General features: G+C 32.0%; 17 protein-coding genes. 12 read left to right on the top strand and 5 right to left on the bottom strand.

Translation table 11 applies throughout. The features are described 5' to 3' along the window. The first annotated feature begins 80 nt into the window (after nucleotides 1-80). Nucleotides 81-2,690: an ATP-dependent chaperone ClpB gene (clpB, locus tag IM744_RS04005; protein WP_194506819.1), complete on the top strand. Its 2,610-nt coding sequence runs from the start codon at nucleotides 81-83 to the stop codon at nucleotides 2,688-2,690. 203 nt (nucleotides 2,691-2,893) lie between these two features. Here the strand turns inward: clpB and IM744_RS04000 are convergent, their stop codons facing one another. Both IM744_RS04000 and mqo read right to left on the bottom strand, forming a co-directional pair. Continuing rightward, nucleotides 2,894-3,508, bottom strand: a complete 615-nt coding sequence (locus IM744_RS04000) for an OmpW/AlkL family protein (RefSeq protein WP_194506818.1) — start codon at nucleotides 3,506-3,508, stop codon at nucleotides 2,894-2,896. 171 nt (nucleotides 3,509-3,679) lie between these two features. Then, the gene (gene mqo, locus IM744_RS03995) at nucleotides 3,680-5,167 is read right to left on the bottom strand and encodes a malate dehydrogenase (quinone) (protein ID WP_194506817.1); all 1,488 of its coding nucleotides are present in this window, start codon (nucleotides 5,165-5,167) and stop codon (nucleotides 3,680-3,682) included. 86 nt (nucleotides 5,168-5,253) lie between these two features. Here mqo and IM744_RS03990 point away from each other — a divergent pair, with 86 nt between their 5' ends. The 5 genes from IM744_RS03990 (at nucleotide 5,254) to IM744_RS03970 (ending at nucleotide 8,787) form a co-directional block, all read left to right on the top strand. Further along, entirely contained in the window at nucleotides 5,254-5,850 is a 597-nt protein-coding gene (locus tag IM744_RS03990) for a TetR/AcrR family transcriptional regulator (protein WP_194506816.1), read from the top strand. A gap of 49 nt (nucleotides 5,851-5,899) precedes the next feature. Next, nucleotides 5,900-6,391: an acyl-CoA thioesterase gene (locus tag IM744_RS03985; RefSeq protein WP_194506815.1), complete on the top strand. Its 492-nt coding sequence runs from the start codon at nucleotides 5,900-5,902 to the stop codon at nucleotides 6,389-6,391. Nucleotides 6,392-6,446: 55 nt separating this feature from the next. Further along, nucleotides 6,447-7,307 (top strand): TraB/GumN family protein, encoded by an 861-nt coding sequence (locus IM744_RS03980; protein WP_194506814.1) that lies wholly within the window; start codon nucleotides 6,447-6,449, stop codon nucleotides 7,305-7,307. A 221-nt stretch (nucleotides 7,308-7,528) separates the two neighbouring features. Continuing rightward, the gene (gene deoC / locus IM744_RS03975; protein WP_194506813.1) at nucleotides 7,529-8,191 is read left to right on the top strand and encodes a deoxyribose-phosphate aldolase; all 663 of its coding nucleotides are present in this window, start codon (nucleotides 7,529-7,531) and stop codon (nucleotides 8,189-8,191) included. A 68-nt stretch (nucleotides 8,192-8,259) separates the two neighbouring features. Further along, complete coding sequence (locus IM744_RS03970; RefSeq protein ID WP_194506812.1) at nucleotides 8,260-8,787, top strand: SixA phosphatase family protein; 528 nt, start codon at nucleotides 8,260-8,262, stop codon at nucleotides 8,785-8,787. Here the strand turns inward: IM744_RS03970 and IM744_RS03965 are convergent. Continuing rightward, nucleotides 8,780-9,559: a DUF6503 family protein gene (locus IM744_RS03965; protein WP_194506811.1), complete on the bottom strand. Its 780-nt coding sequence runs from the start codon at nucleotides 9,557-9,559 to the stop codon at nucleotides 8,780-8,782. The genes IM744_RS03970 and IM744_RS03965 overlap by 8 nt on opposite strands. An 83-nt stretch (nucleotides 9,560-9,642) precedes the next feature. On the opposite strand from IM744_RS03965, the gene smpB reads away from it, so the two are divergent. From smpB to IM744_RS03950, 3 genes are all read left to right on the top strand, one after another. After that, nucleotides 9,643-10,101: an SsrA-binding protein SmpB gene (gene smpB, locus IM744_RS03960; protein WP_194506810.1), complete on the top strand. Its 459-nt coding sequence runs from the start codon at nucleotides 9,643-9,645 to the stop codon at nucleotides 10,099-10,101. Between the two features lie 265 nt (nucleotides 10,102-10,366). Then, nucleotides 10,367-12,826, top strand: coding sequence for a DUF5686 and carboxypeptidase regulatory-like domain-containing protein (locus IM744_RS03955; protein ID WP_194506809.1), 2,460 nt, complete (start codon nucleotides 10,367-10,369; stop codon nucleotides 12,824-12,826). Nucleotides 12,827-12,830: 4 nt separating this feature from the next. Then, entirely contained in the window at nucleotides 12,831-13,274 is a 444-nt protein-coding gene (locus IM744_RS03950) for a cytochrome c oxidase assembly factor Coa1 family protein (protein ID WP_194506808.1), read from the top strand. Between the two features lie 6 nt (nucleotides 13,275-13,280). Here IM744_RS03950 and IM744_RS03945 read toward each other — a convergent pair whose 3' ends face one another. Then, the gene (locus IM744_RS03945) at nucleotides 13,281-14,075 is read right to left on the bottom strand and encodes a cation transporter (RefSeq protein ID WP_194506807.1); all 795 of its coding nucleotides are present in this window, start codon (nucleotides 14,073-14,075) and stop codon (nucleotides 13,281-13,283) included. A 203-nt stretch (nucleotides 14,076-14,278) separates the two neighbouring features. Beyond that, nucleotides 14,279-14,920 (bottom strand): protein-L-isoaspartate(D-aspartate) O-methyltransferase, encoded by a 642-nt coding sequence (locus tag IM744_RS03940; RefSeq protein WP_194506806.1) that lies wholly within the window; start codon nucleotides 14,918-14,920, stop codon nucleotides 14,279-14,281. Nucleotides 14,921-15,081: 161 nt separating this feature from the next. On the opposite strand from IM744_RS03940, the gene IM744_RS03935 reads away from it, so the two are divergent. The 3 genes from IM744_RS03935 to IM744_RS03925 are packed head-to-tail and all read left to right on the top strand — an operon-like array spanning nucleotide 15,082 to nucleotide 17,191. Beyond that, nucleotides 15,082-16,041, top strand: a complete 960-nt coding sequence (locus IM744_RS03935) for a Gfo/Idh/MocA family protein (protein ID WP_194506805.1) — start codon at nucleotides 15,082-15,084, stop codon at nucleotides 16,039-16,041. A 48-nt stretch (nucleotides 16,042-16,089) separates the two neighbouring features. After that, nucleotides 16,090-16,263, top strand: a complete 174-nt coding sequence (locus IM744_RS03930; protein ID WP_194506804.1) for a hypothetical protein — start codon at nucleotides 16,090-16,092, stop codon at nucleotides 16,261-16,263. A gap of 37 nt (nucleotides 16,264-16,300) precedes the next feature. Beyond that, nucleotides 16,301-17,191 carry a 3-hydroxybutyryl-CoA dehydrogenase gene (locus IM744_RS03925; protein WP_194506803.1) on the top strand — a complete coding sequence of 297 codons (891 nt, stop codon included), beginning with the start codon at nucleotides 16,301-16,303 and terminating at the stop codon, nucleotides 17,189-17,191. Nucleotides 17,192-17,234 lie beyond the last annotated feature (43 nt).

The raw sequence follows: 17,234 nt of genomic DNA, 5'->3' as shown, positions 1-17,234 counted from the left end.
CATTCCAAACCATAAATAAGAGTCTTAATTTAGATTCCTCAATTCATTTGAATTAACAACCATTAAATACTATATATAATATGAACTTTAATAATTATACCATAAAATCCCAAGAAGCAATTCAGCAAGCGCAACAGCTCGCTCAAAGTTTGGGTCATCAGCAAATCGAAAATGAGCATATCATAAAAGCAATTTTTGAGGTTGATGAAAATGTATTGCCATTCATTCTTAAAAAATTGAATGTCAATATAGACATTTTAAAATTAGCTTTAGACAAGCAATTAGAAAGTTTTTCAAAGGTTACTGGAGGCGAATTATCGATTTCTAGAGATGCAAGTAAAATGCTTAACGAAGCATCTATCATCGCTAAAAAAATGAATGATGATTACGTTTCTATAGAACATTTAATATTAGCGATTTTCAAGTCAAAGAGTAAGATTGCTCAAATGTTAAAAGATCAAGGTGTTACTGAAAAAGGTTTAAATGCTGCAATTGATGAGCTTCGAAAAGGCGACAGAGTAACCTCTCAAAGTCAAGAAGAAACATATAATTCGCTAAATAAATATGCGAAGAATTTAAATCAATTAGCAAAAGATGGAAAGCTAGATCCTGTAATTGGTCGTGACGAAGAAATTAGAAGAATTCTTCAAATTTTATCACGTAGAACTAAGAACAATCCAATTTTAGTAGGAGAACCAGGAACTGGTAAAACTGCAATTGCCGAAGGTTTAGCACATAGAATTGTAGATGGTGATGTCCCAGAAAATTTAATAGATAAACAAATCTATGCACTCGATATGGGAGCACTTATTGCAGGTGCAAAATTTAAAGGTGAATTTGAAGAGCGACTTAAAGCAGTGATTAAAGAGGTCACAACAAGTGATGGTGCTGTCGTTTTATTTATTGATGAAATTCATACGCTTGTTGGCGCAGGTGGCGGACAAGGAGCCATGGATGCAGCAAACATATTAAAACCAGCTTTAGCTCGTGGAGAACTTCGTGCAATTGGTGCGACAACTTTAGACGAATATCAAAAGTATTTTGAAAAAGACAAAGCCTTAGAGCGTCGTTTCCAAAAAGTAATGGTGAATGAACCAGATACAGAAAGTGCGATTTCAATCTTAAGAGGAATTAAAGAGAAATATGAAACACATCACAAAGTTCGTATTAAAGATGAAGCGATTATTGGTGCTGTAGAACTTTCAGAAAGATATATTACAAACCGTTTTCTTCCAGATAAAGCGATTGATTTAATGGATGAGGCAGCTGCTAAACTGCGTATGGAGATTAACTCCAAACCAGAAGAGTTAGATGTCTTAGACAGAAAGGTTATGCAGTTAGAAATTGAGATTGAAGCCATCAAACGCGAGAAAGATGAAACAAAGTTAAAATCTTTACGTGCTGATTTAGCTAATCTAAAAGAAGAACGTAATGAGGTTAACGCTAAATGGAAAAGCGAAAAAGAAGTCGTTGATAACATTCAAACTGCAAAATCTAATATTGAAGAGTATAAACTCGAAGCTGAACGTGCAGAACGTGATGGTGATTATGGTAAAGTAGCAGAAATTCGCTACGGAAAAATAAAAGAAGCTCAAGAAGAACTCGAAAAACTTCAAAAAGATTTGAAAGACAATCAAAGTGAAAGCTCTCTAATTAAAGAAGAAGTCACTTATGAAGATATTGCTGAAGTTGTAGCAAAATGGACAGGTATTCCTTTAACAAAAATGCTACAAAGTGATCGTGAAAAACTTTTAAAATTAGAAGACGAATTACACAAACGTGTTGTTGGTCAAGAAGAAGCTATTGTCGCTGTGAGTGATGCTGTAAGACGCTCAAGAGCAGGATTACAAAATCCACATAAACCAGTAGGTACCTTTTTATTCTTAGGAACAACAGGTGTTGGTAAAACAGAACTTGCGAAAGCCTTGGCTGAATATCTTTTTGATGATGAAAATGCAATGACACGAATAGATATGAGTGAATATCAGGAACGTCATAGTGTGAGTCGATTAGTTGGTGCACCTCCAGGATATGTTGGATATGATGAAGGCGGACAATTGACTGAAGCTGTGAGACGTAAACCATACTCTGTAGTGTTACTTGATGAAATTGAAAAAGCACATCCAGACACGTTTAATATCTTATTACAAGTATTAGATGAAGGTCGATTAACAGACAATAAAGGACGTGTGGCAGATTTTAAAAACACAATCATAATTATGACTTCAAATATGGGAAGTCAAATAATACAAGAACGTTTCGCAGCAACAAAAGATATAGATTCTGCTATGGAAGCTGCAAAAGTTGATGTTTTAGCATTATTAAAACAAAGTGTGCGTCCTGAGTTTTTAAACAGAATTGATGACACCATTATGTTTACACCTTTATCTAAAGACAATATTAAAGAAATTGTCGGTTTACAATTAAAAGGTGTTCAAAAAATGATTGCAAAACAAGGCATTACATTTGATGCAACTCCAGAAGCTATTCAATATTTAGCTGATAAAGGATATAATCCAGAATATGGTGCAAGACCTGTAAAACGAGTGATTCAAAAAGAAGTACTCAATGAACTGAGTAAAGAAATATTATCTGGTAAAGTCACTACAGATAGTATTATTCTTCTCGATGCTTTTGATGATAAACTTGTCTTTAGAAATGAAGCTAGTTTAGTTGATGAAGAAATTTAAAAAAATACTGTAACATTTTTTAAATATTACAGTCTATTAAGTGGTTGGTTAGTTGAAAAGCAATGTGAATTTTAGAAATAAAATGAGCGTTGCTTTTCTATTTTAAACACATCCTAAATGCATTTAGAATTAATAAATCATAGAAACAAAAAACGAGCCTATTTAGGCTCGTTTTTTGTTAAGATAATATGTTTTGTAGGCAATTAGAATTTCATACCTACACCAAAACCAATTACTAAAGGATTAATTTCAACTTCAACATCTTCAGGTGCATTATTAACAGTTACATCTGTTTTAAGAAAAATCTTTTTGATATCTAGGTTTAAAAACCATTTTTCATTTAAACTATAATCTAGACCTGTTTGCAATGAGAAACCTATAGTGTTTTCATAATCTATATCCTCTAAATCTCCTTCATCTATTCCGTAAAATAAAGTATAGTTAATACCTGCTCCTACATAAGGTTTAAATTTATCTGCATAGAAATGATATTGGAAACTAAGCGTTGGAGGCAATAACCATACGTGTCCTAAATCTGCTCCATTTTCAATTTCTACGTCATGTTTAGTCGTTGCTAAAATTAATTCCGCAGAAATATTTTTAGTAAAGAAATACGTGAAATCTAATTCAGGAACAAAAGCTGTAGAGATGTCTATATCTGCTCCAACTATGTCATCACCTGGAGAAGGTATTACAGAAATGATTCTAAAACGAGCTTGCCATTTACTATAATCATCATTAGATGTTGCTTCATCTTGTGCCTGAGTGTTAAATACGAATAAGCAAGTTAAAATTGTACTAAAAATTATTTTTTTCATGATATATATGATTTAATATTTAACACAAAAATATTGTACACAAGACCATTAAATGCTGACAAAAGTCATAGTTTAATAAATATGATTTTAACAGATTTTAATTATTAATTTTTAGTTAGCAAAATGCTATTTAGGAATACTTGCTGAGTTTGAGAAATTCATTCCCTGAAACTATAATTTCAAAAGGCTTTTTGATTTTTCAAGTTGTGTTTTAAATTGTTCTTCATTAATATCTGTATTCCAAGAAGGAACAATTTCATTTAATAAACGTTTCCCTTTTTTAGAATGTATAATTTCAGGAAATGCTTTATCTAAAACTTGTAACATCACATGAGTTGCGGTTGATGCTCCTGGAGAAGCTCCAAGTAAGCAAGTTATGCTTCCGTTTTTACTGCTTACCACTTCTGTACCGAATTGAAGTTTTCCATTTTCAAATTCGTCTTTTTTAATAATTTGTACACGTTGTCCTGCAACCAAAATTTCCCAATCTTCGTTTTTAGCGTCTTTATAAAATTTTCTAAGATCATTCATTCTATCCTCATGAGACATTGCCAATTGCTCAATTAAATATTTTGTTAATGGTAGATTATGCCAAAACGCACCAAGCATAGGTGCAATATTATCTAAGGTAATCGACTTAAATAAATCTAAATTAGAACCTTCTTTTAGAAATTTTGGGCTAAATCCTGCAAATGGACCAAACAATAATTCACGTTTTCCATTAATATAACGTGTATCTAAATGAGGCGTTGACATTGGTGGATCATGTGGTCCTGCCTTACTATACACTTTTGCATTATGTTGACTTATAATGTCCTCGTTTTTACAAACCAACCATTCTCCGCTTACTGGGAATCCGCCATAACCTTCCTTTTCATCTATTTCAACTTTTTGTAACAGTAAAAGACTTCCTCCTCCTGCTCCAATAAAGACGTGATGTGCATCGTAATATTTTTTATCATCTGTTGCTAAATTTTTAACAATGACAGACCATTCTACACTTTCATCTGGATCAATATCTAAAACCTCATGATGACATTGAACTTTAGTATCGTATTCTGTTTCTAGGATCTTAAAGAGTTGACGTGTTAAATTTCCGTAGTTAACCTCAGTACCACGATTAATTCTACTTGCTGCTATTTTTTCTTCGGAAGTTCTGCCTTGAGCAATCAAAGGAAACCACTCCTTCATTTTTTCAATTTGCTCTGTATATTCAATAGTATCAAACATAAAATGCCCTTTCATAGCATCATAGCGTTGTTTGAGATAGTTGACATTGTCCTCGCCAAAAACACAACTATGATGTGGTACATTTTGTATAAAATCTTCTGGAGAATCAATTAAACCATGAGCAACCAAATATGACCAAAACTGTTTAGACACTTCAAATTGATTACAGATATCGATAGCCTTTTTAATGGATACACCTCCATTTTCTTCCGGACAATAATTCAACTCACATAAGGCAGAGTGACCAGTTCCTGCGTTATTCCATGCAGCAGAACTTTCTAAAGCAACATCATCTAACCGCTCCAAAATGAGAATCTTCATATTAGGATCAAAAAGTTTTGCCATCAATGCTAAAGTCGCACTCATGATGCCTGCTCCAACACAAATTAAATCGTAGTCTTTGTCTATGTGAATAGAATTATTTGCCATACTTTTTTTTATAAATATAAATAAGTAAAATGAGAATCATTTGAATTTAAATATACCAATTGGTATATTTTATATACATTTGTGTTATGCAAACAAAAGCAGAACTTACAAAGCTTCATATTTTAGAAACCGTTGCACCTATTTTTAATCAAAACGGTTATGCAGCAACGAGTATGAGTGATATTACTAATGCCACAGGTTTAACTAAAGGTGCTATCTACGGAAACTTTAAAAACAAAGAAGCTTTAGCTATTTCATCATTTAAGTTTACTGTCAAAAAACTTATGACACGCATTTCAAATCATTTAGAATTAAGTGATTCTCCAATACAGAAACTTTTTTTAATTACAGATTTTTATCGCAATTATTACGATTACAGTAAGCAATTAGGTGGTTGTCCTGTTTTAAATATTGGTGTAGATGCTAATAATCAAAACACACTTCTGCTCAAAAATGTAAAAATTATTATTGAAAAAATTCAAGATCAAGTGGCTAGTATTATTGAGCAAGGAATTGAAGTTGGAGAAATTTCCGCAGAAATTAATGCCATGCAATATGCAAAGCGTTTAGATACTATGATACAAGGTGCTGTGTTTATGACCTACACAATGGATGACGAATTTTATTTAAAAGATACTATGAACCAAATTGACCAAATGATTCATAATGAATTAAAAGCATAAAAAAAATTTAATTAACAATATACCAATTGGTATATTTAAAACATCATATATGGAATTACCAAAAATTGTTAGCAGTAAAACAAAAATAAGATTTCAAGATTGTGATCCTTTCAATCATTTAAATAATGGAAGTTATATTAATTATTTCATGAATCATCGTGAAGACCAATTGATAGAGCATTACAATATAGACATCTACAAAATGGCAAAAGTTAAAGGTGTGAGTTGGGTATCCAGCAGTAACCAAATTGCATATTTAAAACCAGCGTTTTTAATGGAAACGATTACCATTGAATCTCAATTAATTTATCATGATGCTAGTCACTTAAAAGTAGAAATGCGCATGTATAATGAAGACAAATCACAGTTAAAGGCAGTAATTTGGTGTGGTTTTGTGCATTTTAATTTATTAAAGCAATCTCGTGAGACACATACCGATGAATTAGTAAGTCTTTTTGAGTCTATCGTTAATCCTGTAGATGCTATAAATTTTGAAGAACGAATCTCACAATTCAAAAAAACTAAAGCACAAATTGATTAATTATGTAACATTTCAGAATAAATTAGTACTTATTATTGAATCTAATATGATAATTATGAAAAAAATTCTTTTTACACTCGCAACAGCCTTATTTAGTTTTGTTGCACTTCAAGCTCAAGAACTAGAAAAATCATTGCTTTGGGAAATCTCTGGTAATGGGCTAACAGAGTCTTCTTATTTATATGGAACCATACACATGACTTGCGATGCTTCTTTAGATGAAGATGTTCTAAAAGCGCTGGATGACACTAAACTTCTTGTTTTAGAAATTGATATGGATGATCCTTCAATGCAAATGACCATGATGAAAGGGATGTATATGAAAGAAGGAAAAACGATTAAAGATCTTGTTACTGAGGAAGAGTATATTACAATTTCAAAATTTGTAAAAGAACAAATGGGAATGCCACTTGATGCGATGGGTAACATCAAACCTTTTTTCATAACAGCTATGTTTTATCCTAAATTACTAGGTTGTCCTGTACAATCATATGAAGAAGCATTGATGAAAGTAGCGCACTCACAAGAAGAAGAGGTTTTAGGTTTAGAAACTATTGAAGAGCAACTCAATGTATTTGATGAGATTCCTTATGAAGATCAGGCTACAGATTTATTACGTTCTGCAAAAGACAATCTAGCTTATGATAAAGAATCATTTCAAAAGTTGATGGAATTATACAATAACGAAGATATAGAAGGTATGATTACAATGATGGATGAAGATAAAAATCTAAGCACAACAAAGCATAAAGACAAAATGCTAGATAACCGAAATAAGAACTGGATTACTAAAATTGGAGACCATGCAAAGCAACAACCAACCTTCTTTGGTGTGGGTGCTGCACACCTTGCAGGCGATAATGGCGTGATAAAATTGCTTAGAAAAGCTGGTTATACTGTTAAATATGTAAATTAAAACACTCTTTTGAAAAATATAAGCCTCTCATTGAGAGGCTTTTTTGTTGAAAACATGTTAAAAACTCATAGTTTATGCAATAAAACTTTAGTAATTAAGGTTATGATTATTAGATTTTATTACTAACTTTGACTTGCTATTAATTCCCAAATTTACAATTTTTCACAAGCCTGTTGATTCTTCTTCAAATCAAGACTCGACAATAATTCACCTACTTAAATATGAATATTAACTCATATATTGACCATACACTTCTTAAAGCCACTGCAACTGAACGTGATATTATTGACCATTGCAATGAAGCAAAGGAGCATAGATTCTATTCCGTGTGCATAAATAGCTGCTATGTACCTTTAGCAAAACAATTGCTAAAAGGTTCTAACGTTAAAATATGTACTGTTGTTGGTTTTCCACTTGGAGCAACATCAACTCCATCTAAAGTTTTTGAAGCAAAACAAGCGATTAACGATGGAGCTCATGAGATAGACATGGTTATGAATCTTGGTTTTTTTAAAAGTAAAAACTACGTTGAGGTTTTTAAAGATATTAAAGAAGTTAAAACTGCTATTGGCAAAACACCCTTAAAAGTTATTTTAGAAATTAGTGAGCTCTCAAAAAACGGAATCGTAAAAGCTTGTGAAATTTGTTTAGATGCTAAAGTAGATTTTATCAAAACATCTACAGGATTCACAAAAAGTGGAGCAACGCTTACTGCTGTTAAGATTATAAGAAAAAGCGTGAGAAATCATTGTAAAATAAAAGCATCTGGTGGTATTGGTGATTACGAAACTGCTAAAAAATACATCGATATTGGTGTAGATCGTATAGGTACTTCAAAAGGTGTTGCCATTTCAAACGGTGCATTATCTCATGCTGACTATTAACTTTAACCCGTCTTTATTAAAATTTTAATAAAGAGTCTTTATATTTGAGAATATCAAATTCTTAAAATATGAAATCACTATTTACATTCCTTTTAGTTATTACACTAACCTTCCTATCTTGTAATGAAGGCAAAAAAAATAACAAAGACAATAAGGATACTGAAATGACAACGTATTATTTTATACGTCATGCTGAAAAGGATAGAACAGACGCTACTAATAAAAATCCAAATTTGAATCAATTAGGACTAAAACGTGCCGATGGATGGTCAAAATATTTTGAGAACATTAAATTAGATGCTATTTATTCTACCAATTACAATCGCACTCAGCAAACTGCTCAGCCTACAGCCAAAAAGAAAAAATTAAAGATTTTAGATTATGATCCTAGTACATCATATTCCGAAGATTTTGCAAAAGCCACCAAGGGAAAAATAGTTCTAGTTGTTGGTCATAGCAATACAACTCCAGCATTTGTCAATATGGTTTTAGGCGAAAAAAAATATGAGGATATTAATGATAATGACAATAGCCAATTGTTTATTGTAACGGTTTCTGGAGATAAAACTACAGACCAAGTACTCTCTATTAATTAAGTTTAACTGCAATATTCTCCAACTCTATTTTAGAGAGCAAGTTAAGTTTTCCGTTTTCAAATAACTGAGGCAAATCTGTTAATGAGATAGAAGCGTCTTTTGGTTTGTAATTATTATAGTCTACAAATCGTATACCTTCAACATAACGTTCATTATAAGCTTCTCTAAAACGAATCCCTTTACCATCAATTTCATTATAAGAGTATGCTAAATAATCAACTTTATTAGTCTTTTGGTTTATCCAATATATAAAAACATCTTCAAAATCTTCTCCTCCTCCATCTTGATTAAACGTCACTTTTATAGTATAATATTTTTTATTTTTTACTGAAACGTCTTCCAACAACGTTTTGATAACTGCATTATCATTTAGACCGTAAGGTAATACCGAAAAATAATGCACAGAATTCACAGAAGCTGAATATTTCACAGCCATAGAATCTGGAACTGCCATAGGAAAATCATTCACAAAACGCTGAAATCCTTTATTATTAACAACATCTTTAATATTAGAAATAGTGTCAAAATATTGAGCACTAGCATCTTCATAACGACGCTCTAAATTAAACGTTTCCTTATTTCTATATGCCAGATAATGCTTATCTCTAAAATCAAATTCTATAGTAGAAGTATCAAATTTATCTCCACCAGAAATGGTAATCGAACTATCAATAATAGATTGCGCAGTTTGTTTTTCTTCGGAAACATCTTGCTTCACATTTTTGCAATTCAGTAAAAAAACAGAAAGAATTATAGATAATAGATATTTCATGTGTAGAGTATTTTTAACCTAAGTCGGAAAACAAGTTCATTAATAACATACAAAAATATTAAATTTATTTACCTTTGTTTCATATGCAAAAACCGGTAAACATAAAGAACAAGAAAGCAAAGTTTGAGTACGAGATTCTCGATACTTATACTGCTGGTATTGTGCTTACTGGAACCGAAATCAAATCTATTAGAGATAGTAAAGCTTCTATTGCCGAAGGTTTTTGTGAATTTAATGATCGTGGAGAGCTTTTTGTCATCAATATGACCATTCAAGAATATGTTTTTGGTAACTACTACAATCACAAACCAAAAGCAGAACGTAAACTCCTACTCAACAAAAGAGAACTTAAAAAACTTGAGAAAGAAGTTAATGTTAAAGGAAATGCAATTGTTCCACTACGATTATTTGTTAACGAAAAAGGATTAGCAAAACTTGATATCGCTTTGGGAAAAGGTAAAAAACTCTTTGACAAACGTGAGGTCATCAAAGATCGTGACAATAAGAAAAATCTAGATCGCATTAAGAAAATCTACAAGTAACACTCCTCTTACATTCTAAATCTTGTAAGAAAATATTTAACAAAACTATTCGTTTTATTTATGATTGTTTAACAAAAGACATTTAATTAAATGTCTAAGTTTGACATCTCTAGGCAATCTTTTTATAAAAAAGTGCGTCTATATAATAAAAACCATCAATCAACTCTATCAACATTTATGACACAATCATGTTAAAATCGTTATCAATTTATACAATGATTAATAGCGAAATACATGTGACCGTTAAAAAAACAAACTCTAACACATGAAAACAAAACTACTCACAACGTTTACACTTTTATGCGCATTCGTTTCATTTGCACAAATTAAAGGAACCGTTACAGATGACAAAAATCAACCGTTACCATTCGTAAACATTTATCTAGAAAACACATATACAGGAACAACCAGTAACGAAGATGGTAACTACGAACTCAATGTCACCGAAATTAAAAATCACACTATTGTTTTTCAGTATTTGGGTTATAAAACGGTTAAAAAAAATGTAGACATTCAATCTTTTCCGTTTGTATTAGATGCTGTTCTTGTTGAAGAGGAAGTGTCATTGAATGAGGTTGTAATTAATTCCGAAGAAAATCCAGCTAACATAATTATTCGTGCAGCAATTGCTAAACGAAAAGAAAACCTTGAAAAAATCAATAGCTACAAAGCAGATTTTTACTCACGAGGATTAATTAGAATTAAAGACGCTCCAAAAAAGATTTTGGGTGAAGAGATAGAAATTGACGGACTAGATTCAACCAGAAGTGGTGTGATTTATCTTTCGGAAACGGTTTCTAAACTAGAATTCCTAAGACCAAATAAACTAAAAGAAAAAATCCTAGCCTCAAAAGTAAGTGGAGACAGCAAAGGCTTTAGTTTTAATAATGCCATTGATGTAGAATTTGATTTATATGAAAACACCATTGAACTTGGTAACCAAATTATCTCACCTATTGCCAACAATGCATTTGGATATTATCGCTATAAATTAGAAGGTATATTTTATGATGACAGAGGCAACCTCATCAACAAAATTAAAGCAACACCTAAACGAGAAAATGATCCTGTTTTTGAAGGTTATATATACATTGTTGAGGATCAATGGACGATTTATGCTTCAGAATTAGACATCACAGGAACGCAAGCAAAACTTTTTGGAGTTGATAAAATCACCATTACTCAAAATTATTCGTTCTCAGAAAACGATCAAATTTGGGCTAAAATTTCTCAAAATATTGATTTCAAATATGGTCTCTTCGGAATAAAAGGAGATGGTCGTTTCACAGCTGTTTTTAGTAATTACGAATTTAATCCTGGTTTAACAAGGAAAGATTTTTCTAGAGAAATTGTGTCTTTTGCAGATGAGGCAAATAAAAAAGATTCCACATTTTGGAACATAACCAGACCTGTTCCATTAACCACCGAAGAAATTACAGATTACATAAAAAAAGACAGTATTCAACTTGTAAAGGATTCTAAAGTGTATAAAGATTCTGTAGATACGGTTAGAAATAAATTTAAGCTAGGCGATATCATTGGAGGCTATAATTACACCAATACCTATGAAAATTGGAGCGCAGGCATTACCTCTCCAATTGAAGCTATTAGCTTTAATACCGTACAAGGCTGGAATGCTAATGTTGGTGCTTATTATAGAAAAAATTATGATGATTATGAGCGATTTTTGTCCGTTGGTGGAAATATCAACTACGGATTTAGTGATGACCGTTTACGAGGAACACTTTACGCAACGTATAAATTCAACAATAAAAGCAGACCTTATTTAACGGTTTCTGGAGGTGTGACAACACAACAATTTAATTCTAGTCAGCCAATTTCTAAACTAATGAATACTGCATTTTCTATGTTTTCTGAACAAAATTTCATGAAGATTTACGAAAACAGTTATGCTCAAGCCTCCTACTCTAACGAACTTTTTAATGGCTTTAGACTCAACACTAGTTTAAGCTATCAACGACGAAAAGCACTTTTTAATACCACAGATCAAGCTTGGTATCCTAAAGGTGACAGAGAATACACCAGTAACAATCCATTAGATGAAACTGCTTACGGTATTGCTCCTTTTGCAACGCATAACATTATGAAATTCGCAGTTGATGCACGAATCAATTTTGCTCAAGATTATTTAAGCTATCCTGATGGAAAATATAATATTCCAAGCGGAAAATATCCAACGTTAAATATTGGTTATGAAAAAGGATTCTCATCATCGGTTGATGATTATAATTTTGACCAAGTAAAAATTCGTGTATCGCAAGGCTTAAATATTGCAGATAAAGGTCGTTTTGATTACAACATAAAAGCAGGTAAATTTTTTAATGGAGATGATATTGCTTTTGTTGATTACCAACATTTTAATGGCAATCAAACACAAATTGGTGCTGGCTCATACCTCAACGTTTTTAATAATTTACCTTATTATGCAGCAAGTACAAATGACTCTTATTTAGAGATGCATGCCGAACATGATTTTAATGGTTTTCTCCTCGGAAAAGTGCCATTACTAAAAAAGCTCAACTTTAATTTGGTAGTTGGAGCACATGCATTAGCAACTCCAGACAACAAACCATATCAAGAATACACTATTGGTTTAGATAACATTGGTTGGGGAAAATTTAGATTTTTAAGATTAGATTATGTGCGTTCGTATCAAAGCGGTTTTCAAAGCGATGCTATTTTATTTGGCTTGAAGTTTTTCTAAAATAATGGACAATATAATCATACAGAATAAAAATTGGTGGCAACGCAACTGGAAATGGTTAATTCCAAGTACAGTAATTATGTTTGGATTACTTATGTTCTTATTTTCTGGACTAGGTGGTGCTGCCACAGACATTTCTAAGGCTTATGCAGAAAAGGATTTATACAACAATGCGTTTGAAAAAGTAAAAGCCAATGATAAAGCTTCTAAAGTTTTAGGAGAACTACAACCCATTGACAACTTAGCTATTTTGGAAGGTTCTGTAAATTATTCAAATGATAATAAAACCATTAAGTCCTCAATAAGAATCGTAGGATCAAAGGCAAGAGGCAAATTAGATATCATTGCAGATAAGGTAGATGACGTTTGGGGTTATAAATTAATTAACGTTCGAGTGAAGCAACCAAAAGATCAAAAACAGACTATTGCCATTTTGAGTTTGGATTAAAAATTACTATTTACTCAATTTCAATATTCTAAAAGCACCTTGAACTACCAAGACAAAAACAACCATACCAATTATTAAATCGGGTTTATTGGAGTGGAGTACATTAACTAATATTCCAGCTAAAATAACTCCACCGTTAATGACAACATCATTTGACGTAAAAATCATACTGGCTTTCATATGAGCTTCGTTGTTACTTTTAGATTTCTGTAAAGTATAGAGACATACACCATTCGCCACAAGTGCTAAAACTGAAATAACAATCATTGTGGAAAAGTTTGGTAATTCTTCTGCTCCAAAAAATCGCCTAATTACTTCCAGAAAACCAAAAACTGCCAGTATAATTTGAAAGACACCTGCAAGTTTAGCAATTTTCTTTTTTTTGATTAGTGTTCCTCCAACTGCTAAAAGACTTATCGCATAAACAAAAGAATCGGCAAGCATATCTAAACTATCTGCAACTAATCCCATAGACTTTGAGAAGAGTCCTGTTGCCATTTCTATAATAAAGAAAGCGAAATTTATAATGAGAACTGTCCAAAGTAATTTTCGTTGATTGCTATCTTCTACAAAATCGATTTGGTCTGTTTGTTCTGTTGAGATTTTTTTAGAACCTAACTTTAATTCCGTAAGTGAATTTTCGATGGTATCAAGATTGCTAACATGAAATACAACCAATCTTCTATTAGCGATATCAAATTCGAGATTTCTAATTTCAGTAATATCATCCAATTTCATCCGAATTAGATTTTCTTCCGAAGGACAATCCATTTTAGATATTTCGAAAATTGATTTTTGCATTTTTTAGGTTTTTTTATATTTGAAACCTTTAATCAGAAAATTGATGTTCCATAATAAATTCATCATGCTCATAAACACCTATTCAAAACTTAGCCAAAACTGCAACAGCAATAATAAATGTAATTATAGAAAGTCTTTTTCTCATATTGTTTATATTTTGAATAAGAGTAATCAAACACAACTTTGCGTCTTTGCGAGATCATCTAATTCCTATCCTCTAACAAAGGCACAAATCGAAATTCCCCAAACTCATGTTGTTCAAAATCCTTTGGTCCTTTTCTAATAAACAAGGTCATCACTTGCACATCATCACCAACAGGAATCACTAAACGTCCTCCTATTTTCAACTGACTCAATAAAGGCTTTGGTACAAAAGGTGCTCCAGCAGTAACAATAATACTATCAAAAGGTGCTTCGGTTTCTAAACCAATATAACCATCTCCAAAAATGAGTTTCTTTGCACGATATCCTAATTTAGGTAAAAACTTACTCGTTTTTTTATAGAGTTCATTTTGACGTTCTATACTAAACACTTTTGCTCCTAATAAACATAAAACTGCAGTTTGGTAACCACTTCCTGTACCAATCTCTAAAACAGTATCGCCTCGCTTAACTTGCATTAATTCGGTTTGAAATGCAACTGTGTACGGTTGTGAAATCGTTTGATCTGCTCCAATTGGAAATGCTTTATCTTGATAGGCATGGTCTAGAAAACTAGAATCCATAAAGAGATGTCTCGGGATTTTACCAATAGCGTCAAGCACTTTATTGTCGGTTATTCCTTTGGTTTTTAGAATGTCAACTAATTTTTGTCGTAAGCCTTGATGTTTAAATGTATCTTTCAAAGTAGTTTGTTAGGTTTGCTATGTAAAAATAGCGGAAACATTTTTATACTGAAAGCTAAATCTAAACGAATTATCAACTACTCAAATTAGAGGTATTTTTATTATCAATTTCACATAAAAAAACGTCTAAAAATCTTACTTTTGATAAAAATCGTAAAACAATGCTAAAAGCTGGTGTACTTGGTGCTGGTCATCTAGGAAAAATTCATTTAAGACTTCTTAATCAATCTGATAAATATGAACTTGTAGGTTTCTATGATGCAGACGAAATTAATGGTAAAAAGGTGGAAGAAGAATTTGGTTACAAATATTTTAAAACCATGGAAGAGCTCATTCAAGCTGTTGACATGGTTGATATCGTAACACCTACGTTATCACACTATGATTGTGCTAAAAGAGCCATCTCATTTGGGAAACATATTTTCATAGAAAAGCCAATTACCAATACCGTTGAAGAGGCTGAGCATATTAGAGAATTATTATCTGAACATGATATTCGCGGACAAGTAGGTCACGTAGAACGTTTTAATCCAGCATTTATAGCTGTGAGAGAACAGATCAAAAACCCAATGTTTATTGAAACACATCGTTTGGCAGAATTTAATCCACGTGGTACAGATGTTCCTGTGGTTTTAGATTTAATGATTCACGATATTGACATTATACTAAGTGTCGTGAAATCTAAAGTTAAAAAGGTGAATGCAAGTGGTGTTTCGGTGATTAGTGATACACCAGATATTGCAAATGCACGAATAGAGTTTGAAAACGGATGTGTAGCCAATCTTACTGCAAGTCGCATTTCATTAAAAAATATGAGAAAGACACGTTTCTTTCAAAAAGACGCCTACATCTCTGTAGATTTTCTTGAGAAAAAATGTGAAGTCGTTAAAATGAAAGATGCACCTGTAACTCCTGGTGATTTTGATATGATTCTTCAAAATGCAGAAGGCGTTAAAAAACAAATCTATTTTGACAATCCAGAAGTGGCTAATAACAATGCTATTTTAGATGAGTTAGAAACTTTTGCAGATGCCATAAATAATAACACAACACCTATTGTGACGTTACATGATGGAACTGAAGCTCTACGTGTGGCTACAATGATTATAGATCAATTTTAGTCTCATTCTTAATCCTTTCTTCAGGAAAGGAAACTCAAATAAGAAGTAATGAAGAAAAACATATTACCTATCATTTTAATTATCGCATGTATCATTATGATAATCATTAATGTTACAACAACAGATGATTATGATAACGGATTCTGGATGCAAACATTATCTAGTGTTCTATTGATTTTTGCGATGATAGTAACGATATATAATAAGAATAAAAACAAATAAAATTTTCTTTTCTTCGGAAAAGGTTAAGCATAAGAATATGAAAAACATAGCAGTTATAGGAGCAGGAACAATGGGAAACGGAATTGCCCACACCTTTGCTCAATCTGGATTTAAAGTACAATTAATAGATCTTAGTGAAGCGAATCTTAAACGAGGAATGGATACTATTTCTAAAAATTTAGATAGAATGGTGTCTAAGGAGAAAATTTCCGAAGATGACAAAAAAGCTACACTTGATAATATTACAACCTTTACAGATATTACAGCTGGTGTTAAAGATGCAAATTTAGTTGTTGAAGCTGCAACCGAAAACATCGATTTAAAACTCAAAATATTCAAACAATTAGACGAAGCTTGTAGAAAAGATGCTATTCTAGCATCAAACACATCTTCTATTTCAATTACACAAATTGGAGCAGTGACTTCTAGACCAGACATGGTTATTGGAATGCATTTTATGAATCCTGTGCCAATCATGAAATTGGTTGAAATTATTCGTGGTTATAATACTAGTGACGAGGTCACTAAAACTATTATGGAACTCTCTAAAACTTTAGGAAAAGTACCTACAGAGGTGAATGATTATCCTGGATTTGTAGCTAATAGAATTTTAATGCCAATGCTTAACGAGTCTATTGAGACATTATACAATGGTGTTGCTGGTGTTGAAGAAATTGATACCGTTATGAAACTTGGAATGGCTCATCCAATGGGACCTTTGCAATTAGCAGATTTTATTGGTCTTGATGTATGTCTTTCGATTTTAAATGTGATGTACGACGGATTCAAAAATCCAAAATACGCACCTTGTCCGTTATTAGTAAATATGGTAAGAGCTGGAAAACTAGGCGTAAAATCTGGTGAAGGTTTTTATGATTATTCTGAAAGCAGAAAGGCAGAACATGTAGCTAAGCAGTTTAGGAAGTAAACAGGTACGTTCAAAGTCTTTCAGTTATAGAACCTTACTTAAT

Origin of the sequence: Psychroserpens luteus (assembly GCF_015319355.1) — a bacterium.
Taxonomy (GTDB): Bacteria; Bacteroidota; Bacteroidia; order Flavobacteriales; family Flavobacteriaceae; genus Psychroserpens; species Psychroserpens luteus.
This window is presented reverse-complemented; position numbering and strand designations above follow the sequence as displayed.